The organism is Hymenobacter arcticus (genome assembly GCF_054779975.1).
The window spans coordinates 439,469-460,285 of sequence record NZ_BAAGXF010000003.1 but is presented as its reverse complement, the minus strand read 5'-3'; the positions used below and the strand labels follow the sequence as shown (position 1 = coordinate 460,285).

Here is a 20,817-nt window from a genome sequence, read left to right as displayed (position 1 = left end):
ATTCCTAAGCAAAGCCACCTCCGTTTCGAGGTGGCTTTTTTTGGGTCGCCGGGGTACCTTTGCGCCCCTCATGGCAGCTAAGTTGCTCAACTTACTGGTTGCTTGATATACCTGCTTCTCACTATCTAAGTTGCCCTGTTATGCGTCAGTACCAAGCCTTGCTGCACCAGATTTTAGAAACTGGCGCGCTTAAAACCGACCGTACCGGCACCTGTACGATGTCCATATTTGGTCACCAAATGCGGTTTGATTTAACGGCTGGTTTTCCTTTAGTGACCACCAAAAAGGTTCATCTGAAGAGTATTATCCATGAGCTGCTGTGGTTTTTGAAGGGTGACACTAATATTGCTTATTTGCAGCAGAACGGCGTAAAAATTTGGAATGAGTGGGCCGACGAAAACGGCGACCTCGGCCCCGTGTATGGCTACCAGTGGCGCAGCTGGCCCGATGGCCACGGCGGCCACACCGACCAGATTTCGCAGATTATCAATCAATTAAAGACGCAGCCCGACTCGCGCCGCATGGTAGTAAGCGCCTGGAACGTGGCTGACCTGCCGGCCATGAAGCTGCCCGCCTGCCACGCCCTGTTCCAGTTTTACGTAGCCGATGGCCGCCTCAGCTGCCAGCTCTACCAGCGCTCGGCCGACGTGTTTTTGGGCGTGCCCTTCAATATTGCCTCCTACGCGCTGCTCACCCTCATGGTGGCCCAGGTAACGGGCCTGCAACCCGGCGAATTCATCTGGACCGGCGGCGATACCCACCTCTACAGCAACCACCTGGAGCAGGCCCGCCAGCAGCTGGAGCGCGCCCCGCGCCCGCTGCCCACCATGCGCCTCAACCCGGCCGTGACCGACATTTTCGGCTTCCAATTCGAAGATTTTCAGCTGGAAAGCTACGACCCCTGGCCGGCCATCAAAGCGCCCGTTGCGGTGTAACTTGGCAGCATGACAACTGCCGCATGAGAAACCAATGCTTGGCCCTGCTGGGCGCGCTGCTGCTGGCCGGCGGGGCCGCCCACGCCCAGGAGGGCTACTCGGCCCCCGGCTTCCCGATGCTGCCGCACCACCGCCCGCTGCCGCCCGCCGGCCCCACCGCGCCCAAGCTGCTTTCGCCGGTGCTCGCGCGCTTCTGGCACGAGTCCGACGCCACCCGGCAGGCGGCGGGCCGCGAGCAGTTCTTCCAGTTTGTGTCGGAGCAGGCGCACTACCCGGCCGCCGCCCGCCCGGCCCCCGGCCAGCCCAACGACCTCATGCCCACCGGCCGCATCCTGGTGAGCGTGCGCGTTCGGGCCAACGGCTCGGTGCGCCAGCCCCCGCGCATCACCCGCCGCGAGCTGAGCCGCCCCGAGGCCGAGTACCCGCCCGCCGCCATCCGCGCCCTCGACGCCGAGGCCCTGCGCGTACTGGGCGCGCTGCGCTTCGTGCGCTCCCCAGCCGCGCTGGATTCGCTGGTGGTGCCCATGCGCTTTATTGCGGAGTAACTATCTTGTTGATAACGTGTTAAGATAAATTATAAACTACTTATTAGCTGCTGCCAGGCCGGGGAGGGCGGGTTGAAAGGCTGCTGGCCTACCTGCTTCACTATTCGCACGGCCGCCACGTTGGCTGTGAATACGGCATCGGCCGCTAGCAACTCTTCCCGTAAAAACAGCCCTTCCCGGCATTCCACGCCCTGCGCCTGCGCTGCCCGCAGCACCTCGGCGCGGCGCACGCCGGCCACGCAGCCGCTGGCCAGCGACGGGGTGAACAGCACGTCGCTTTTCACCCAAAAAATGGCCGCCGCGCCGGCCTCCGCCACGTGTCCGGCCGCGTCGCAGAGAATAATTTCGTCGAGCCCGCGCTGCTGGCGCTCGTGGGCGGCGCGCACGTAGAGCCACGCCTGCGGCCCCTTGCAAAAGCTGAGCGGCGAAAGTATCGACTGCGTATCGAGCGAAAAATCAACTCGTTGCAGCGGCGAGTCATCGGCCACGAAGGGCTCGGCGGTGGCCAGCCATTCGGTGGCGGCGGTGGGCGGGGTGTAGCGGCCGCCCCCGGCGCGCCACAGTTGCAGGCGCAGGCGGGCGGTGGGCAGCTGGTTGGCGGCCGCAAGGCGGGCCAGGGTAGCTTCCAGTGCCTCGGTGGTGGCCAGCGCTGCTGGCAAGCTGAGATAGAGTGCGGCGGCGGCCTGCTGCATGCGGGCCAGGTGGCCGGCGGCGTAGCGCAGGCGGCCATGGAGGAAAATCAGGGTTTCAAAAAAGCCGTCGCCAAAGGCCAGGCCGCGGTTGGGCAGGGGCAGGCAGAAGGTTGCCGGGTCAAGTAATTCTCCGTTGAAAAGTAGCATCGGCAGGGGCTAGCGGGAGGCCACCCGATACGGCACCCGTACTACAAAGGTGGTGTCGCGGCCGTTGTGGTTGATGCGCACCCTGCCGACCCAGCTTGCCGGACCGGCCTGGCGCGGCGCGCGAAAGCGCACGAAGCCCGCGCCGTCGGGCCCCACTGGCACGGGCTGGCCGTTGCAATACATGCGCATAGAGCTGGGCAACAGGCTCTTTACCACCAGCAACCGCGCCTGGTAGGTGCTGCCCGGTGCCACGGTGGCGCATACAGCCGTGGCAGCGGCCACAAAACGGGTGGGAATCAGGGGTGCCCCCAGCGGCCGGGCCAAGTGCCGGAGCGCGCGAAATTCACTGGCCCGCACCCGCGCTTCGAGCAGCGAGAGTGCCGCCAACGCTTCGGCCACGGGCAGCTGGTCGAACGCGGGGGCCGTGAGCCGGGTGGGCATAGCCGGCCCTAGCTGCCGCAGGGTATCGGCGTAGGCGGCCAGGTGCTGGCGCAGCGCCCGCTGCGCTGGGGTGCCGCTGCCAAGCAGCTGGGCTACGGCCGCCGTTGGTTCGGGGTAGGCGAACACGGTAGGAGGGGCGGGGCGGCTGGCCGCCGGGCGCAATTGCGCCCGGTAGCGGCGCAGCATACCGCACAGCTCCTGGGTGCCGCTTGCCAGCGCTTGGGCGCGGTGCAGCACTGCCAGCTCGGCGGGTTGATTGCGATTTTTGGCTACTACATTCTCGATACCTTTTAGGCTGTTGTGGGCGGTAGTGGCGGCCTCGTCGTTTTGGGTAGTTAGCGTTGCATCAAGCTGTTGCAGTACTGTGCCTAACTGGGCTTGCGTATTGTGCTGACTGTAAGTAAGATATACGCCAGTGCTTAGCCCAGCTAGCAGCAGCAGCCACACTAATTTGGCGAAGCTGCTCATGGGCCGGAGTGTTGCACAATGAGGTAAGGCACCGTAAGCTGCAAGGTGGTATCCGATGGAAACAACGGCCCCTGGATAGTGCCGTGCCACTGCGCGCGTACCGTATCGGGCTGGCCGGGTTGCCGGGCGGGCACGGCAAATCGCACCAACATTCCCGGGCTGCTTGGCTGCGTCAGCGTTACGCCGTTGGCCGTCATCTCCATGTTGCAGAGGTCGCGATGGCTAAACTGCGCCAAAAACAGGTAGGCCTGATACTCAGTACCGGGAGCCACAGTTTCGGCTGCGGGCACTGCTTGCAGGCCGATTGTATCAAAGCTACCATCCTTGCCCCCTATCTTTTCCGCCTGCCCTTGCAGCGCCCGCGCCTCGTAGCGCCGCAACTGGGCTTCCAGCCGGGTGAGGGTAGCCAGTGCGGCGGATAGGGGCAGCTTACCTAGTGCAGCTTGCCTCGGTCCCTTTTCGGCTGCCATAGCCGTTAAGGGGTGAGGGCCGGGAACGTATTCTGGGGTATAGTGCTGAATAAAAGCCGTATAACGTTCAAGCTGTTCAGCCAGCGGGTTAGCTAGTGCAGCCAGGGCGGCGGGGCTTTGTAGCTGCGGGCGCAGTAGGTGCAGGGTATCAATGAGCGCCTGGGTACGGGCCTGAATCTGCCGCGTTTGGGCGAGCAGCGCCACGTCGGCGGGCTGGCGATAATTCTGGCAAACGAAGTGCGCAATGCTGCGCCCGGTGCGCGCATTGGCCGCGGCACACTGCTGATTATTAGCAGCTACCTGGGCCACCACGGCACCGATTTGAGCCAGCCAGCCTGGCTGCCTGGCTGGCCTGCCCGCGTTGGTAAGCGTAGGTGCCGCCCGCTACCAGGCCGCCGGTTAGCCCGAGCAACAGGAGCCAGCGGCTGGTTTGAGTCATCATCGGTGCAAGGTAGCTGGCCGCGGTGGCTAACTTAAATCAATGCGAATTTCTTGCCCGGCAGCGCCCGCACCACGCCCCGAAACTCGAGCCCCAGCAGCAGCGAGGCTACGGCGTGAATGGGCTGCTGGGCTTTCCAGGCGAGGTTGTCCATCTGCTCCTCGCGGCCGGCGGCAGCGGCTAGCACCGTGAGGAGGGCAAACTCGTCGGCCGAGAAATCGGCGGCCGAGTAGGAGGGGGGCGGCTGAAACTTACCGGTTTGGTGCAGGGCGGCGTCCCAGTTGAGGAGCTGCTCCAGGTCGCGGGGCTCCTGGTAGAGGGCAGCTTTATTGCTCTTAATCAGCGCGTTGCAGCCTTCGGAGGACGGCGCGCCCAGCGGGCCGGGTACGGCCAGCACGTCGCGGTCGTAGCTCAGGGCCAGCTCGGCGGTGATGAGCGCGCCGCCCTTGGCGGCCGCTTCTACCACCACGGTGCCGTCGGACAGGCCCGCGATGATGCGGTTGCGCTGCGGAAAGTTGTAGCGGTCAGGCTGCGTGCCGAAGGCAAACTCGGTGAGCAGGCCGCCCGTTTCGCGCATTTTCTCGGCCGTTTTGCGGTGGGCGGCGGGGTAAATAACGTCGAGGCCGGTAGCCATCACGCCCACCGTGAGCAAGCCTTCCTGCAAGGCCGCGCGGTGGGCCATGATGTCGATGCCGTAGGCCAGGCCACTGATGATTAGCGGATTATGCGGCAGTACGCCCTTGAGGATGCGCTCGGTTTGCTCGCGGCCGTATTCGGTGGCTTGGCGCGTGCCCACCAACGCCAGCACCTTGGGCGCGTTCAGGTCGGCGGGTCCCTGGTAGTAGAGCAGCGCCGGCGCATCGGGGATGAGCTTAAGGCGGGTTGGAAACCGCTTATTGGTGTAAAACAGAATTTCAACGCCCTCCTTTTCGGCCTTACGCAGGCTGGTTTCGGCCTGGGTTAGCGCTTGGCCGCGCGCGGCCCCGGTCAGGATTTTAACCGTGGCGTCGCCCACGCCGGGGATGCGCCGCAGCTTGCCGGGCGGCAGCGTAAACACGTTTTTGGCCGACGAGCCGTAGCTCATCAATTGTCGCGTGAGTTGCGGGCCAATGCCGGGTAGCAGCGTCAGGGCCAGCTCGTAGTAGAGGTCGTCGGTCATGTAGCGCGAAGCTCTGCTTCGTGGACGAGCGCAGCGAATGCTGCTTCGTGCTGGGGATTGGTGGTTTTTAAGTTACGACTGCCAAGCGGCGCGCGCGCGCCGCTACTCGCTACGCTCGTGCGCGAAGCGGAGCTTCGCGCTACTCGGCCTTTTGGGCGCCGTCGATTTCCTTTTTGAGGTTCAGCAAAAAGCCGCGCACTTTCTCCAGGGATTGAATCACGTCAATCTTGTCTTTGAGCTGGCCGCCCTTCTGCTTGAGCATTTCGCGGGCGCCGGCAATGGTGTAGCCGCGCTCCTTCACCAGGTGATAGATAGTGCGAAAGATGTCCACGTCGGCCTGGGTGAAGAGGCGGTTGCCCTTCTTGCTTTTGCGCGGGTTGAGCTCGTCAAACTCCGTTTCCCAGAAGCGGATGAGCGAGGTGGCCACGCCGAACTGCTCGGCCACCTCGCCGATGGTGAAGTATTGCTTGGTAATGTCGCGCTCTTTGTAGGGCATGGCGGCAGCTAGGCTAAAGGTCTAATTTACTGTACGTTGTATTTATGGCTGATTTCGTCGTAGAGCGGCAGCAGCTCGTTGGCGCGGCCCTGCTTGTCAAACACGGCTTCCCAGGTGTTGAGCGGCTCCCAGATGAAGCTGCCCTTGCCTTTGCCGCCCGGCAGGGTAAATACCGCGTCGTTGACCTCGCGCTTGCGCTCCGAGTATTCGACCACCACCACGTCCTGCTTGTAGCGCTTGGCCAGCTGCGTGAGGTTAGCTTGCAGGTCGGGGATGGTGCCGTGCCATTTAGGATAATACGACTCGCCAATTACGTCAAAATCAACGTGCTGCGCTAGCATGCGGTCGAGCCAGGCGTTGGAGAGCAGGGCCTGGCCGCCGAGGGCGATGTGCAGCATCACCAGCGTGCGGGGATTTACCTCGCGCACGGCGCTGGAGCCGGCCTGGGCCAGTTTCGCCAGGGTTTCGTAGCGGGCAAGGCTATCGGGGAGCTGCACGTTGGCGTCGGGCCACATCATGCCGTGGTTGATTTCGTTGCCCACCTGCACCATATCGGGCGGGGTGCCCTGGGCTTGCAGGGCCAGCAGCACTTCTTTGGTGTAGTCGTGCACGGCCTGGGTGAGGGCGGGGCCGCTGAGGGCCCGCCAGGCCTGGGGCTTAAACTGCTTTTGGGGGTCGGCCCAGGTGTCGGAGTAGTGGAAGTCGAGTAGCAATTTCAGGCCGGCGGCGTGCACGCGCTGGGCCATGGCCAGGGTGTGGGGCAGGTCGCAAAAACCCTTTTGGGGCGAGTAGCCGCTGTCGGCGGCCGGGTTGTTAAAAATCCGCAGCCGGATGTAGTTGATATGGTGGTCTTTCAGAATTTGGATGGCGTCTTTCTCCACGCCTTTATCCGAAAACTTCATGCCCCGGGCCTCCAACTGGGGCAAAAAGGAGATGTCGGCCCCGAGGACTTTGCCCAGGCGTGGCCGGGCAGCTGATGCTTTAACGGGCTTATTCGCAACACTTTGCGCACTAGCGCCGTGTGCCAGCAGCAGCCCGAGCAGGGCCGGGAGCACCCGCCGCCCCGCGGCGGCCCAAAAACCAAATGATAGCACAGAAATCGAAAAAAAGGAGCCGAAAGTAGCTGGCAGTTGCGCAAGGTACAAGGCGGGGCGGTGGGCCGAACTACCCGTTTCGCGCTACTGTTTTGGAAAGCTACCTTTGTGCGGCCGCCGGCCCCGCAAATGTGGGCCGTTTTTTTTAAAGTTATGTCGCTTCCCACCGCCTCGCACGTTCGCCAGCAGTTTCTCGATTTTTTCGCCTCCAAGGGCCACCACATCGTGCCTTCGGCCCCGCTCGTGGTGAAGGACGACCCCACGCTGCTCTTTATTAACAGCGGCATGGCGCCGTTTAAGGACTACTTTCTGGGCAACCGGCCCGCGCCCCACAAGCGCATTGCCGACACCCAGAAGTGCCTGCGCGTGAGCGGCAAGCACAACGACCTGGAGGAGGTAGGCTATGACACCTACCACCACACCATGTTTGAGATGCTGGGCAACTGGTCGTTCGGCGATTACTTCAAAAAGGACGCCATCAACTGGGCCTGGGAGCTGCTCACGGAGGTGTATAAGCTGGAGAAAGACCGGCTGTATGTAACGTATTTTGAAGGTGATGCCGGCGATAACACCGGCCCCGACACCGAGACGCAGGACCTGTGGCGGCAGTACACTACCGACGACCGCATCCTGCCCGGCAACAAGAAGGACAACTTCTGGGAGATGGGCGACACGGGTCCGTGCGGCCCGTGCACCGAAATCCACATCGACCTGCGCTCCGAGGAGGAGCGCGCCGCTAAATCGGGCCGCGAGCTGGTGAACGCCGACCACCCGCAGGTGGTGGAGGTGTGGAACAACGTGTTTATGGAATTCCAGCGCCTGACCGACAAGTCGCTCATCAAGCTGCCCGCCCAGAGCGTGGATACCGGCATGGGTTTCGAGCGCCTGATGATGGCCGTGTCGGGCGTGAAATCGAACTACGATACCGATGTGTTTCAGCCGCTTATCCAGTTTATTGCCCAGGAGGTGGGCGTGGCCTACCACGGCACGTCGCCGGCCACGGTAACCGACCTGCCGGCCACGGAGGAGGAGAAAACCGACATCGCCATCCGCGTCATTGCCGACCACATCCGGGCCATTGCCTTCACCATTGCCGATGGCCAGCTGCCCAGCAACGTGAAGGCCGGCTACGTGATTCGGCGCATCCTGCGCCGCGCCGTGCGCTACGCTTTCTCGTCGCTGAATCAGAAGCAGCCCTTCCTTTACAAGCTCGTGCCGGTGCTGGCCGACCAGATGGCCGGCATCTTCCCCGAGCTGAAAGCCCAGCAAGCGTTCGTGACGCGCGTGATTGAGGAGGAGGAAATCAGCTTCCTCAAAACGCTGGAAACCGGCCTGCGCCGCCTCGACGCCCTCGAAGAAAGCGCCCGCCAGAACGGTAACGTTATCAACGGCAAAACGGCGTTTGAGCTGAGCGATACCTTCGGCTTTCCCTTCGACCTCACCGCCCTTATTGCCCGCGAAAAGGGCCTGACGGTGGACGAGGCCGGCTTTAAGAAAGAGCTGGCAGCGCAGAAAGGCCGCAGCCGCGGCGACCAGGAAACCGAGCAGTCGGACTGGGTGACCGTGACCGACACCGACGCGCCCAACGTGTTTGTGGGCTACGACCACGACGAGGCCACCGCCCGCCTGCTGCGCTACCGCAAAATCGAGAAAAAGGGCAAGGCCGAGTACCAGCTGGTGCTGAGTGAAACGCCCTTCTACGCCGAAAGCGGCGGCCAGATTGGCGATACCGGCTACCTGGAAAGCGATTTCGACAAGGTGCGCGTAATCGACACGCGCAAGGAAAACGACCTCATCATTCACACCACCCTGGAGCTGCCGCAGGACCTGACGGCCGAGTTCATTGCCCGGCCCGACGTGGCGCGGCGCACGCTCATTCGCAACAACCACACGGCCACGCACTTGCTGCAAGCCGCCCTGCGCCAGGTGCTGGGCAGCCACGTGCAGCAAAAGGGTTCGCTGGTGAACGAGAAGCTGCTGCGCTTCGACTTCTCACACTTTACCAAGGTGACCGACGCGCAATTGCGCGAGATTGAGCAGCTCGTGAATGAGCGCATCCGCCAGCAGATTCCGCTGGTTGAGCGCCGCAACGTGCCCATTGCCGAGGCTAAAACGCTGGGGGCCATGGCGTTGTTTGGCGAGAAGTACGGCGAGTTTGTGCGCGTCATTACCTTCGATAAGGAGTACTCGGTGGAGCTGTGCGGCGGCCTGCACGTGGCCAACACGGGCAGCATCGGCTACTTCAAAATCACGACCGAAACCGCCGTGGGCGCGGGTGTGCGCCGCATCGAAGCCGTAACGGCCGGCGCAGCCGAAGCCTTTGTGGACCAGCAGCTTGATTTGTTGGGTGAAGTGCGCGAGGCCCTCGGCAATCCGCAGCACCTGCTGACTTCGCTGGAAAAGCAAACGGAGGAAATTACCGCCCTGCGCAAGCAAATCGAGCAGTTTGCCCAGCAGAGCCTCAACCAGCAGAAAACCCAGCTGGTGGGCCAGGTAAAAGACCTGAGCGGCGTCAAGTTCTTGGCCGCCCAGGTGCAGGCCACCAGCGCCGACGACCTCAAGAAGCTGGCCTACGACCTGCGCCAGGCCGTGCCCGGCCTCGTGCTGGTGCTGGGTACCGAAATTGACGGCAAGCCCCAGCTGGCCGTGATGCTCGACGACGACCTCGCCAAGGCCGGCAAGCTCAACGCCACCACCCTGGTGCGCGAGCTGGCCAAGGAAATTCAGGGCGGCGGCGGCGGGCAGCCATTCTTCGCCACCGCCGGCGGCAAAAACGCGGCCGGCCTGGGCACCGCCATTGCCAAGGCCGAAGCGCTAGTAGCTAAGTCATTGTAAAACAACAATTTGTTAAATGGGCTTAGCAACGTGGCTTAAGCAAGTACTGGGGGCCGGCGCGCAAGTGCCGGCCCCTAGTGCGTTGGCGCCCGCGGAGTCGGCCGGCACCTACCTGGCGGCCGACCAGTCGCCGTGCCCCACGGCGGCCGGGGCCGCCTACCGCGTGGAGGTGCACCAGCAAGCCGGCCTCACCGAGCGGCGGCTCTACAACCTGCTTGATGGTCCCGCCTGGCTGGAGGAACTGCTCGAAACCGGCCACGATGCCCAGGGCCAGGCCCTGCACCGCCGCACCTGGTACCTGCCCTGGGGCCAGGTAAGCAAGGAAATTGTGCGCTGCGGCGACCACCTTGGCTACCGCCGCTACTTTGCCAACGGCGAGCTGGAACTAAGCAAACAGGCCACCGCGGGCCGCCTCACCGAGCGCTACGCCTACGCGCCCGCGCCCGCGCCGGCTGGTCATTACCGCTATTCCGAACAGATGCCGGAGTACCCCGACGGCGATATGAAGCAGGTAATGAGCGATATTCAGCGGGCCTTTGTGTACCCGGCCCGTGCCCTGCGCAACCAGGAAGCCGGTCGGCTGGTAATGGGCTTTGTGGTGTCGGCCACGGGCCTCGTTACCGATATTAAGGTGGTGGAAAGCGTGTCGGCCAGCCTGGACGAGGCTGGGCGGCAGGCCGTGGCCAGCATTGGCCGGCAGCGCTGGCGGCCGGGTTTTCAAAATCGTCGGGCCGTAGCGGTCAGCTTTAACGTGCCCATTACCTGCGCTATTAAGTAGGCTGGCGCGCATGGCTCCAGCGTGGTGATGGGGGCGGGGCTGGCCCCGGTAGGCCAGGTTGCGTAAAAGACGCCCGGCGGGCCTAAACTGAGTAATTTGGCCGCCAACTGTTGTTCATAGGCGGTAGCTTCGGTGGTCCCCGCTGTGCTTTCCTTCCGTCTTTCTCCTCGCCCCGATGCCCGACCCGACTTCCGCCAACACCGACGAAGAGCTGAACACCGCCAAGCAGGTGCAGCTCGAAAACGTGGGCGCCCTCAACCGCCAGCAGCTCACGCCCGCCGCCGCTACCGAGCGCCAGGGCCACGACGTGCCCGGCCACGACCACGCGGACCTGGACCACGCGGACCACGACCATGACCACGCGGGCCACGACCACACCGGGCACGACCACGCCAGTCCTAAACACGCGGGCCACAGCCACGCCGGCCACTCGCACGACGACGACGGCCACAGCCACGGCCCGGCCGGGGCCAACCCTTACCTGCTGCCCGGCCTTAGCCTGGCCTTGCTGCTGGCGGGGCTGGCGCTGGACTACTTTCACGCGGGCTTTTTTGCGGGCTGGGTGCGCCCGCTGTGGTACGGGGTGGCCTTCTTGCTGGTAGGCTGGAACGTGGTGAAAGCGGCCGTGCTCAGCATTCCGAGCGGCAACATGTTCAACGAGTTTTTGCTGATGAGCATTGCCACCATTGGCGCGTTCGCCATCGGCGAATACCCGGAGGGCGTGGCCGTGATGCTGTTTTACACCGTGGGCGAGCTGTTTCAGGACGCGGCCGTGAACCGGGCCAAGCGCAGCATCAAGGCGCTGCTTGAAATTCAGGCCACCGAAGTAACCGTGCTGCGCGATGGCCAGCCGCTGGTCATCGACCCCAAAACCGTGCGCGTGGGCGACGTGATGGAGGTGCGCCCCGGCGAAAAAGTAGCCCTCGACGGCACGCTCAACACCAAGGCGGCCAGCTTCAACACGGCCGCCCTCACCGGCGAGTCGGCCCCGCAAACCAAGCAGCCCGGCGACGCCGTGCTGGCTGGCATGATTAACCTCGAAAGCCTGGTGCAAGTCACCGTCACGGCCGCTTTCCAGGACACCAAGCTGGCCAAAATCCTGGCCATGGTGCAAAACGCGGTGGGCCGCAAGGCCAAAACGCAGCAGTTTATTACTAAGTTTGCGCAGGTGTACACGCCCATTGTGGTGGGGCTGGCCGCGCTACTGGTGGTGGCGCCCTACTTCATAGTGAGCGACTACGTGTTTCGCGACTGGCTCTACCGAGCGCTGGTGTTCCTGGTCATTTCGTGTCCGTGCGCGCTGGTCATCAGCATTCCGCTGGGCTACTTCGGCGGCATTGGGGCCGCTTCCAAGGCTGGTATCCTGTTTAAGGGCTCCAACTTTCTCGATGTGCTGCGCGAGATTGATACCGTGGTGCTGGACAAAACCGGTACCCTCACCCAGGGCGTGTTTGCCGTGCAGCAGGTGCAGCCCGCGCCCGGCACCGAGGCCGCGCAGCTATTGCGGCTGGTGGGCGCGCTCGAAACCAAATCGACCCACCCCATTGCCCGGGCCGTAGTGACCCACGTGGGTGCCGCCGCCGCGGGCGTGCCCGTCGAAAACGTGGAGGAAATTGCCGGCCACGGCCTGTACGGGAGCGTAGACGGCCGCCAGGTGCTGGCCGGTAACGCCAAGCTGCTCAAGGAGTTCGCCATCAGCTACCCCGCCGAGGTAGACGAGGTGGCCGATAGCATTGTGGTAGCCGCCATCGACGGGCAGTACGCCGGCTACCTCACCGTGGCCGACGCCCCCAAGGCCGACGCCGCCCAGGCCGTGCGCGAGCTGCGGGCCGACGGCATTACCCGGCTGGTCATGCTCTCGGGCGACAAAGACAGCATTGTGCAGCGCGTAGCCAAAGAACTGGGTATCAGCGAGGCCCACGGCGACTTGCTGCCCGAAGACAAAGCCCGGTTCGTGCAGCAGTTCTTGAACGAGGGCCGCAAGCTGGCCTTCGTGGGCGACGGTGTGAACGACGCGCCCGTGGTGGCCCTGGCCGACGTAGGCATCGCCATGGGCGGCCTGGGCTCCGACGCTACCATCGAAACGGCCGACGTGGTCATTCAAACCGACCACCCCAGCAAAATCGCCACCGCCCGCCGCATTGCCCGCGCCACCCACCGCGTGGTGTGGCAAAATATCTGGCTGGCCTTCGCCGTCAAAGCCGTGGTGCTGACCCTCGGCGCCGGCGGCCTGGCCACCATGTGGGAGGCCGTATTTGCCGACGTGGGCGTGGCGCTGCTGGCTATCCTCAACGCCGTGCGCATTCAACGCATGGATTTTACGAAGGAGTAGTAAATGCCTAGCGGTGCTTTTTCTTATTAAGCGTTAGTATTAATAAATAATTGATAGTCTGGTTTTTACAGGTCATCAAATAAGCTAAGCTCCACAAGCAAAACTGGGCCCACCCCGCGCCGCCGCCACTAGGTAGTTGCGTGGGGTGGGCCCAGCTGATTTTTAGGGCAGCGGCCGAAGGCCGGGGCCGGCCGCGCAACCATCGGCCCGCCCCGTAGTTAAAAGCCAGATGGAAAACCCCCTGATTCCGACCTTCGCGTTCGCGGCGTATCCGCAGGCCGCTGAGCCCGGCCCGCCGCCGCCCGCCGCCGAGGCCCTGGCGCAGCTGGTGGCCTACCGGCGCGAAGACCGGTTTGCCACCTGCCGCCAGCACATGGAGCAGCACCGCCGCCACTTCTACAAGCTCTCGCTGGTGGGGGCGGGCGGGGGCACGTTTTTTCTCAACGATGAGGTGGTGGCGGTGGCCCCGCACTCGCTGCTGCTGGTGCAGCCCGGCACGGCCCTGAGCTGGCACCTGCACGCGGGTCCCCAAACGGGGCTGTACTGCTTCTTCTCAACTGATTTTTACAACGCCGGCCTGCTGCCGGGCTACCAGCTGCACGTCGCGCTGGCCCCCGCCGCGCCCTACGTGTACCACGCCTGCACCCCGGCCGAGTACGCCGCCCTGCACCAAAGCGCCGAGCAGCTCTGGGCCCAGCAGCACCGCCTCGACAAGGCGCGCCTCTACCTGCGCCTGCTGCTGGCCGACGTGCAGCAGTGGGCGCCGCCCGCGGCCGCTGGCCCGGCGCTGCCCCAGGTGCAGCAGTTTTTGCAGCTCATCGAAACCCGGCTGGCCGCCGCCGCGCCCGCGCTCACCCTGGAGCCCTATGCCGAGGCCCTGCACCTCACGGCCAAGCACCTGAGCGACCTTTGCCGCCAGGCCACCGGCCAAAGCGCCACCGACCTGCTCAAGCAAAAGGTAGCCACCGAAGCCAAGGTGCTGCTCACGGGTACTGCCCTGCCCATTGGCGAGCTGGGCTACCGGCTGGGCTTCTACGACGTGGCGCATTTTTCGCGCTGGTTCAAGCAGGCGGTTGGGCAGGCGCCTTCGGCCTACCGGGCTAGGTTCACGGGGTACAAATAGTTCGGCAATCGGTGCAAAGGGCGGGATAGACGGGCCCCATAATTTTGTGAGGCAGTCGGGAAGCAGGGCTGCCTAGCGCCTTTGCTTCCTAGATAACTTATTGTAAATTAATTGATTACGAATATCATGGATAAAATTGCGTTAATAGTAGGGGCGAGCGGCATCATCGGCAGCAACCTGGCCAATAAGCTGCTGGCCACCGGCTGGATTACCTACGGCCTCTCGCGCAACCCCAAAAACGACGTGCCCGGCCTGCGCCCCGTGGCCGCCAACCTGCTCGACCCCGCCAGCCTGGCCACCGCCCTGGCCGACGTGGCCCCCACGCACGTATTCATCACCAGCTGGATGCGTAACGACACCGAAATCGAGAATATCCGGGTCAATAGCGCTTTGGTGCGCAATGTGTTAGACGCCCTCTCGCCCAAGCAGTCGGTGCAGCACGTGGCGCTCGTCACGGGCCTCAAGCACTACCTCGGGCCGTTCGAGTCGTACGCCAAGGGCGGCCTGCCGCTGCCCACGCCCTTCCGCGAGGAGCAGCCGCGCCTCGATATCGACAACTTTTACTACGCCCAGGAAGACGAGGTGTACGCCGCGGCCGCCCGCGACGGCTTCACCTGGAGCATCCACCGCCCGCACACCATCATCGGCCAAGCCGTGGGCAACCTCATGAACATGGGCACCACCCTGGCCGTGTACGCCAGCCTCTGCAAAGAAACCGGCCGCCCCTTCCAGTGGCCGGGCTCCGAAGCCCAGTGGAACGGCCTTTCCGACGTGACCGATGCCCGCATCATTGCCAAGCAGTTGGCCTGGGCTGCCACCACCGAAGCCGCTCACAACGAGGCGTTTAACATTGTCAATGGCGACTTTTTCCGCTGGAGCTGGCTGTGGCCGCGCCTGGCCGCCTGGTTCGGCATCGAGGCCGCGGGCTTTGATGGCACCGTGCACCCGCTCGAAGCAGCCATGGCCGGCGACGCCCCGCGGTGGCAGGAGCTGGCCACCCGCCACCACCTCGCCGTGCCCGAGCTCAGCCAGTTGGCCTCGCCCTGGCACACCGACCTGGACCTGGGCCGCCCGCTGGAAGTGAATACCGACATGAGCAAGAGCCGTAAGCTAGGCTTCCTCGCGTATCAGCCCACCGAAGACTCGTTTTTCGACCTGTTTGCCCAGCTGCGCACCGACCGGCTTATCCCGTAAGTGATGGGTAATCATTGCTTTATTAAGCTAATAAAAGGAACGTCATGCTCATCTGGCGTCCGCTTGTCGAAGCATCTCTACCGCACCGCTAGGATAATCAATTGGCGCAATAGAGATGCTTCGACAAGCGGACGCCAGATGAGCATGACGTTCTGGTATTGTAGTAAGCCTTAGACGACTTCCCCGAGTCCCAACGGCCTTCCCCGCCACCTTTTCTCCAACCTCTTTTTCCTTTTCCCATGTCCGCTGCCCTGCCTAGCTCCGCTGCCGAAAACTCCGTGACCGACCACCGCCACCGGCCACCCTTCCGCACCAGCTACCACACTACCACCGAGCCCCTTATCGTCACACCCACGTTTCTGACGCGCGCCGACAACACGCCCCGCGCCGAGCGCACCATGGACCCCGGCTCGACCAAGGGCCGGCACGGCGAAGGCATCGAAAACCCCGCCGCCGAGCCCGCCGAAATCGCCCTCGAAGCCGACCCCAACCTCGCCTACGAGCGCTGGGACGAGTACTGGCGCAAGGTGCACGGTCCCAAGTTTGCCTACGAAGAGCCGGGCACCGACAACGAGCCCGTGCTGCGCTACGACCAGGTACACCGCTTTGCCGGCGGGCCATCGTCATATTTTCGCCCGCCCTACGCGGCCATGATTACGGCCGATAAAAAGCTGGTGAGCGACCCCTACGCCCAAGTGCCGCCCTACCAGCGCCCGCGCTTCGATGGCTTCGCCTACATCGCCTACGCGGCGGAGGCCGATATCGACCGCGTGCTCAAGCAGCCGCAGTACGACCAGCGCATCATTGCCGACGAGCAAACGGCGTTTCGCTTGGTTACCCGCGAAATTGCCCGTGAGTACATCCTGCTGCCCAGTGCCCAGCACCGCGACCCGCTGAGCTTGGTTAAAATTCACTACCGCCGGCCCGAGCTGAGCCGCGAGGAGTTTCAGCAGCGCCTGCTGGAGCATCACGCCGCGCTGGTGGTGGCCCAGCCCGCCACGCACCTCTACGTGCGCCGTTACGCCCAACTGCACAACATCGGCTCCACCCAGCAGCCCGACCCCGAGGGCGCCTCGATTGACGCCGTTTCGGTGCTTTCCTTCGCCAGCGTCAACGACGTGGAGGACTACCTCGCCACCGACGACTACCGCGCCATTGAGGCCGACGAAGCTACTTTCATCGACCTGGTCCGCTCGGAGTTCTGGACCGGCCTCAACTACAACGTCATTAACCGCCTGCTGCCCGAGCTGGCTACCCACCGCTAAGCACCCGGGCTAGCGCTGAGCTAAGTTTCGAGGCTTACAGCCACGCAAAATGACGGGCTTATATCATAAATGTTTGGTAGGCAACTAATTATGATATAAGCCGGCCATTTTGCGCTTGACTAGTGAATACAATTAACTGACCGCCTGGCTAGCCCTCCCGCTGTGCTGCTACCAGTAGTTGCTGGATGACCTGCTGGTAAGTGCCTGACGGCCCGGGTACGCGGGGGTAGCTCGGCCGGCCCTGCTCGTCATCCTCGCGCTCGCATGCCACTACCTGGCCTGTGGGCTGAATTTTCAATAAACGCTCATCTGAATAACTAAAGTCGTTTATTAGCGCCGAGCAGTCAAAATGATGCGCCAGGGCATACCCAATCTCTACTTCGAAGCCGACGGGCGTCTCCGGGGGCTGCTGATTAAAGTCGAGAGATACAAACAGCGGATAATCGGACTCGTTATCCGCACGATAACTGACGTTGGTATACACAAAGTCAGGAGATTCTTCTGGCCAACTCCAATTCCACATCGTGGCCCGGTCTACTAGCATCACGCGACTCATCTCATCCAGCAATTCCAATTCAGGGATTATTTTAGAAAAGCTTATTTCCAGAAAATAGAGTGTCTGTATCATGGCTGCCGGGAATTAAACATGTTCCTAACTACTACAGCGTTTTCACTTGCTGCCCCCAGAAATCATCCTTTAGCTTCCGGGCTACTCCCTGACTTTTCTGTCAGCCGCCCATCCATGGCAGCCTGCCCACTCGTTGCACCAAGGCTTCCAGTTGCGCAATCGCCTCTTGATAGGAGCCGGAAAGCCCTTTTACCGAAGGGTGCGTGCGCTGGCCTTCTTCATCTTCCTCTCGCTCGCAAGACCTGACCTGACCGCTCGGCTGAATCTCCAAAGGCCTATCCGGTGAGCCGTGGGGGTCGCTGGGGTCGCCGATTAGCATCGCGCAACCGAAACGCTGCGCCAGCGCAACACCAAGTTCTATTTCGAAACCGAGCGATACCTCACGGGTCTTGTTAAAATTCAAAGATATATACAATGGCTAGTCGGGAACATCATCCACCACGTACGTGACGTTTACCAACCAGTCTTCAGCAGGCTCCCCTGGCCATCGCCAGTCCCACATAGCAGTAGGGTCTACTCCTAGGAGGTGACCCATTTCAGCCAACAGTTCGGGCTCAGGCACCGCTTTAGCAAACCCTAGTTCGATGTAATCTACTTCTATCATCATGGTTGCCGGGAGTTAAACAGGATAGGCCAAGCGGGCACGGTCCGGGTCTATCGGCAGCCCGTGCGGCTGCGCAATACCCGGCCCCCCGGCCGGCGTGCTGCTGCCCAGAATCCGGGCTGCGGCTTAGCATTTTATTTGCTACAAACCGTTTTCGATTTCTTCGATAAAAGCGGGCCAATAATAGCCTTTCTCGAACACGGCGGGGTCTATTGCCCGTATCTTATCTGCCAACGCATTAGCATAAGATGGCCGGTTCTTCCTAGAGCCTGTATTATCGTAAAAGGGACCGAATATTTCTTTCGCTTGGATACTTCTCGTGCCGCTGATTTCTGCCCCACAAAAAGTGTTCGGGTTGTTTCTGCCAAGCGTACTACCCCGTTAGGCAATAGTAGCATTTGACCAGTAAAGGAGAACCCCAATTCTTCACTAGTAGGTAGCCCTATCGTATGCAGGTGCGCTAACGTTTTGGCAGATAATTTACTGTCAACAGCCCGATTAGGCTGCATTACTACTAATGGCGGCTCAGGTTGCAAAGCGGCTTCCAGTGAGGTTATCATGGCTTCAATTTTTGATATTTAGTAAAGTAAGCGGCACGTTTTTTCAAAGAAGCTGTGTGGTCAGGCTTGGTGTCCGCAAATGTGCCAGCATAATCGTAGCTGTATGTAACCGTGGCAGAAGGGAAATAGCTATTTATCATTGCTTTACACCCTTCGCCTTGTTCACCTCCACCAGTTAATTCACACGGCTCTAACTCAGAGTAGATACGTTTTGCGTTTCCAAATGGTATTTTATCATCAACTAACTTCTCTATAGCCAAGCGTTCAGCGTGTTTTTTCGTTGTGGGAAGGGTGCTCTGCACATGCTGTCGTAAGTTTCCTTCATTATCATAGTATTCAAAAACAAAGAGGTTTTTATCGTGCCAAAAGTTTTTCAATGCGGTATTTCAAGGCCTCACGTCCTAAGTCGCTTTCTTCCATCGGCACTTTGCCTACAAAATCAGCGCTGACAGTCTTCAGGTTAACCAGCTTTTGTATATGAATACCCTTGACCTTGGCTAGCAGGGCCACCAACTCCGCCTCCTCCTCCGCATCGAGCGTGCCAGCTTCATGTTTAGCAGTCAACTCCCGTAAGCGTAGCTCATCCCGGCTGACAGGCAAGAGGTGCGGCTGAGGAATACCCGGTCCCCCGGCCGGCGTGCTGCTGCCCAGAACCAAACCCGCCGTCAGGACCACGGGCAAGGCAATCACGGACGCAGTGGCCAACGCGGCCTCCCCCAAAACTTTGAGCCCCGTGGCGGCTATCTCTTCAAAAGCGGGTACCACAAACTCCTTGATAACGGGTACCACGACCTTTTCGGCCGCCGTGGCCGTGGTGGCCAGCAGCCCTACGACCCCCCAAACGCCTGCTGCTGGCCCGCGTGCTCGCCAGCTGCGGGGGGCACGTAGCTGCCCGCCCCGCCGGCCTGCAGCGTGAGTTGGGGCGCGCTGATGCGCACGTGGCACACGTAGGCCCCGGTGCGCAGCTCGCCGCTCGTAAACTCCTCCTGGTAGCCTATTTAGCCAGTCTACGCGCTGTTCGCGTCGGCTGTCATCTTGGCTTGTAGCTTAGCTAAAGCTGCTCGCATGGCTTCGTACCAGGCGGCGGGCTGCCCAGGCCGCGTTAGCAAACGTTCAGCAAAAGCCTGTAATAGTGTATAAAAATCAATTCGCAACATAACTGTGCCACCCAAATACTGGTGGTAAACTTCCACAGCAGTATGGGGTAGGGGGGCCTCCTGTTTTTCTAACTCATCTTGTCCAGATGCGAAATTGACTCCTGTGTATTCTCCATTGAGACTAATCTCCTGAGATGCTGCCTCAATAACAGCCGGGTACTTACTGACGGGTATGCCAGTAAAGTAGAATTGCCAAGGGGCATCCGGGTCTTGTGTATCGCTTATACACAAATCGAGAACCCCCGTCTCACCGGGCTTTAGTGCTTCGATACTCCAATGTATTTTTTCCATTGCTACTTAGACATTTGAAAGAAGAAAGTAGTAATTTTTTTGGTCTTTGAGTCGTAAAATCCACGTATATAATAGCCCTCTTGCGTAACACCTGTCCACTCCCTAATCAACGTGTTTTTTTCTTTATGATAGGAATTCAGCAATCCCTCTTTTAAAGCCCGCTCTAGCTTTGGACGTGGCCAAATAGCGGGGTCATAAATGGTTTTCTCGCAGATATCTTTTTTTAAAGTCTTGGTGGGTTTGAGGTCTTTGCCAAGAGCTGGAATCTGATACTTAATATGTGTTACGCCTGGTACGGAAGGATGGGGCGTACGACTCACTTCTGTATAGTCAGCTTTATGCTTATCCCACTCGTGTGCGTTATGTGCTCCCCCAATACCGTTACCCCGCGGCACAGAGTAATCGCGGTATTCTATATGGTCGAGTGTACTCTGTAAATCCAGTTGCCGCAGGTCAGTTGGGGCGTGTTGGTCCCACCAGTGGTTGAAGGCAATGTCCTGCGAGTAACGGTACTCCAACTCGTGCGGGCCCGTTACGTGTACTCCGCGCACTTTAGCCAGCAACGCAATGAGTTCAGCTACCTCGTCATCCGTTAATGCCTGGTGTTTGCGGGCCTCTTCCAACTCAATAAGCCGGAGCGCATCGGGGCTGAGGGGTGGGGGCAGGTGCTGGTCGATACCCGGCCCCCCGGCCGGCGTATGGCTGAGCAAAACTAAGCCCAGCGTCATGGCAATGGGTAACGCCGCAGCGGACGCAGCGACCAGGGCAGCCTCGCCCAAAACTTTGAGCCCCGCAACGGCTATCTCCTCAAAAGCGGGCAGCACAAACTAAGTAGTTGAGTATTTTTTGGCTGATAGCCCGCCGCTTACCCCGTTCCAGCAGCATCCCAAAAGAACAAAAAAGCCTGCTCCCAGGGTGGTGGCCGGCTTTTTGGAGGGTATCAGCAGTTACCTCTTCATGCCAGCTGCGAACATGTCGGTACGCGTTTCCCCTCTGTGGGTATAGCTAAACGACTCACCCAGGTAGCGGTCCATCAGGCCGCCGCGGCAATATTGGCCCCGGCCCACGAGCGCGTTCTACTAGCCCGGCCCGCGCCGCCCGTCAAACCTCAGCGTTTCGCCTGCTAAGCCGGCCAGCCCCACCCCCTGCGCTTGCTGGCTTGGG

The 20,817-nt window shown here is 61.4% G+C and carries 20 protein-coding genes; 8 read left to right on the top strand and 12 right to left on the bottom strand.

The features are described 5' to 3' along the window. Nucleotides 1-140 precede the first annotated feature (140 nt). Both ACYVGC_RS08355 and ACYVGC_RS08350 read left to right on the top strand, forming a co-directional pair. Nucleotides 141-935, top strand: a complete 795-nt coding sequence (locus ACYVGC_RS08355) for a thymidylate synthase (RefSeq protein ID WP_460583354.1) — start codon at nucleotides 141-143, stop codon at nucleotides 933-935. 23 nt (nucleotides 936-958) lie between these two features. Beyond that, the gene (locus ACYVGC_RS08350; RefSeq protein ID WP_460583353.1) at nucleotides 959-1,480 is read left to right on the top strand and encodes a hypothetical protein; all 522 of its coding nucleotides are present in this window, start codon (nucleotides 959-961) and stop codon (nucleotides 1,478-1,480) included. Between the two features lie 29 nt (nucleotides 1,481-1,509). Here ACYVGC_RS08350 and ACYVGC_RS08345 read toward each other — a convergent pair whose 3' ends face one another. The 6 genes from ACYVGC_RS08345 to ACYVGC_RS08320 form a co-directional block, all read right to left on the bottom strand. After that, on the bottom strand, nucleotides 1,510-2,319 hold the full coding sequence (locus ACYVGC_RS08345) for an aminotransferase class IV (protein ID WP_460583352.1): 810 nt from the start codon (nucleotides 2,317-2,319) through the stop codon (nucleotides 1,510-1,512). A 9-nt stretch (nucleotides 2,320-2,328) separates the two neighbouring features. Next, entirely contained in the window at nucleotides 2,329-3,228 is a 900-nt protein-coding gene (locus tag ACYVGC_RS08340; RefSeq protein ID WP_460583351.1) for a hypothetical protein, read from the bottom strand. Beyond that, nucleotides 3,225-4,007 (bottom strand): hypothetical protein, encoded by a 783-nt coding sequence (locus ACYVGC_RS08335; RefSeq protein WP_460583350.1) that lies wholly within the window; start codon nucleotides 4,005-4,007, stop codon nucleotides 3,225-3,227. Before ACYVGC_RS08335 ends, ACYVGC_RS08340 begins: the two co-directional genes overlap by 4 nt. A 164-nt stretch (nucleotides 4,008-4,171) precedes the next feature. Then, a complete protein-coding gene (gene dprA, locus ACYVGC_RS08330; RefSeq protein ID WP_460583349.1) occupies nucleotides 4,172-5,296 on the bottom strand; it encodes a DNA-processing protein DprA in 1,125 nt (374 codons plus the stop codon). 139 nt (nucleotides 5,297-5,435) lie between these two features. Beyond that, nucleotides 5,436-5,792 carry a MerR family transcriptional regulator gene (locus ACYVGC_RS08325; protein WP_460583348.1) on the bottom strand — a complete coding sequence of 119 codons (357 nt, stop codon included), beginning with the start codon at nucleotides 5,790-5,792 and terminating at the stop codon, nucleotides 5,436-5,438. Nucleotides 5,793-5,818: 26 nt separating this feature from the next. Further along, complete coding sequence (locus ACYVGC_RS08320; RefSeq protein ID WP_460583347.1) at nucleotides 5,819-6,886, bottom strand: glycoside hydrolase family 53 protein; 1,068 nt, start codon at nucleotides 6,884-6,886, stop codon at nucleotides 5,819-5,821. A gap of 153 nt (nucleotides 6,887-7,039) precedes the next feature. Between ACYVGC_RS08320 and alaS the strand changes: the two genes are divergently transcribed. From alaS to ACYVGC_RS08290, 6 genes are all read left to right on the top strand, one after another. Next, a complete protein-coding gene (alaS, locus tag ACYVGC_RS08315) occupies nucleotides 7,040-9,721 on the top strand; it encodes an alanine--tRNA ligase (protein ID WP_460583346.1) in 2,682 nt (893 codons plus the stop codon). Between the two features lie 16 nt (nucleotides 9,722-9,737). Further along, nucleotides 9,738-10,499, top strand: a complete 762-nt coding sequence (locus tag ACYVGC_RS08310) for an energy transducer TonB (RefSeq protein ID WP_460583345.1) — start codon at nucleotides 9,738-9,740, stop codon at nucleotides 10,497-10,499. A gap of 175 nt (nucleotides 10,500-10,674) precedes the next feature. Next, complete coding sequence (locus ACYVGC_RS08305; protein WP_460583344.1) at nucleotides 10,675-12,831, top strand: HAD family hydrolase; 2,157 nt, start codon at nucleotides 10,675-10,677, stop codon at nucleotides 12,829-12,831. A gap of 229 nt (nucleotides 12,832-13,060) precedes the next feature. After that, nucleotides 13,061-13,954: an AraC family transcriptional regulator gene (locus tag ACYVGC_RS08300; protein WP_460583343.1), complete on the top strand. Its 894-nt coding sequence runs from the start codon at nucleotides 13,061-13,063 to the stop codon at nucleotides 13,952-13,954. A 126-nt stretch (nucleotides 13,955-14,080) separates the two neighbouring features. Further along, a complete protein-coding gene (locus tag ACYVGC_RS08295; protein ID WP_460583342.1) occupies nucleotides 14,081-15,148 on the top strand; it encodes an SDR family oxidoreductase in 1,068 nt (355 codons plus the stop codon). 239 nt (nucleotides 15,149-15,387) lie between these two features. Next, the gene (locus tag ACYVGC_RS08290; protein WP_460583341.1) at nucleotides 15,388-16,413 is read left to right on the top strand and encodes an EthD domain-containing protein; all 1,026 of its coding nucleotides are present in this window, start codon (nucleotides 15,388-15,390) and stop codon (nucleotides 16,411-16,413) included. Between the two features lie 148 nt (nucleotides 16,414-16,561). On the opposite strand, the gene ACYVGC_RS08285 is transcribed toward ACYVGC_RS08290, so the two are convergent. The 6 genes from ACYVGC_RS08285 to ACYVGC_RS08260 form a co-directional block, all read right to left on the bottom strand. After that, nucleotides 16,562-17,041: a hypothetical protein gene (locus tag ACYVGC_RS08285; protein ID WP_460583340.1), complete on the bottom strand. Its 480-nt coding sequence runs from the start codon at nucleotides 17,039-17,041 to the stop codon at nucleotides 16,562-16,564. Nucleotides 17,042-17,141: 100 nt separating this feature from the next. Continuing rightward, entirely contained in the window at nucleotides 17,142-17,444 is a 303-nt protein-coding gene (locus ACYVGC_RS08280) for a hypothetical protein (protein WP_460583339.1), read from the bottom strand. A gap of 757 nt (nucleotides 17,445-18,201) precedes the next feature. Continuing rightward, complete coding sequence (locus tag ACYVGC_RS08275) at nucleotides 18,202-18,582, bottom strand: nucleic acid/nucleotide deaminase domain-containing protein (RefSeq protein ID WP_460583338.1); 381 nt, start codon at nucleotides 18,580-18,582, stop codon at nucleotides 18,202-18,204. Then, the gene (locus ACYVGC_RS08270) at nucleotides 18,560-18,994 is read right to left on the bottom strand and encodes a hypothetical protein (protein ID WP_460583337.1); all 435 of its coding nucleotides are present in this window, start codon (nucleotides 18,992-18,994) and stop codon (nucleotides 18,560-18,562) included. Before ACYVGC_RS08270 ends, ACYVGC_RS08275 begins: the two co-directional genes overlap by 23 nt. 218 nt (nucleotides 18,995-19,212) lie before the next feature. After that, a complete protein-coding gene (locus tag ACYVGC_RS08265) occupies nucleotides 19,213-19,653 on the bottom strand; it encodes a hypothetical protein (RefSeq protein ID WP_460583336.1) in 441 nt (146 codons plus the stop codon). 2 nt (nucleotides 19,654-19,655) lie between these two features. After that, nucleotides 19,656-20,477, bottom strand: coding sequence for a CdiA family toxin C-terminal domain-containing protein (locus ACYVGC_RS08260; RefSeq protein WP_460583335.1), 822 nt, complete (start codon nucleotides 20,475-20,477; stop codon nucleotides 19,656-19,658). Nucleotides 20,478-20,817: the final 340 nt, after the last annotated feature.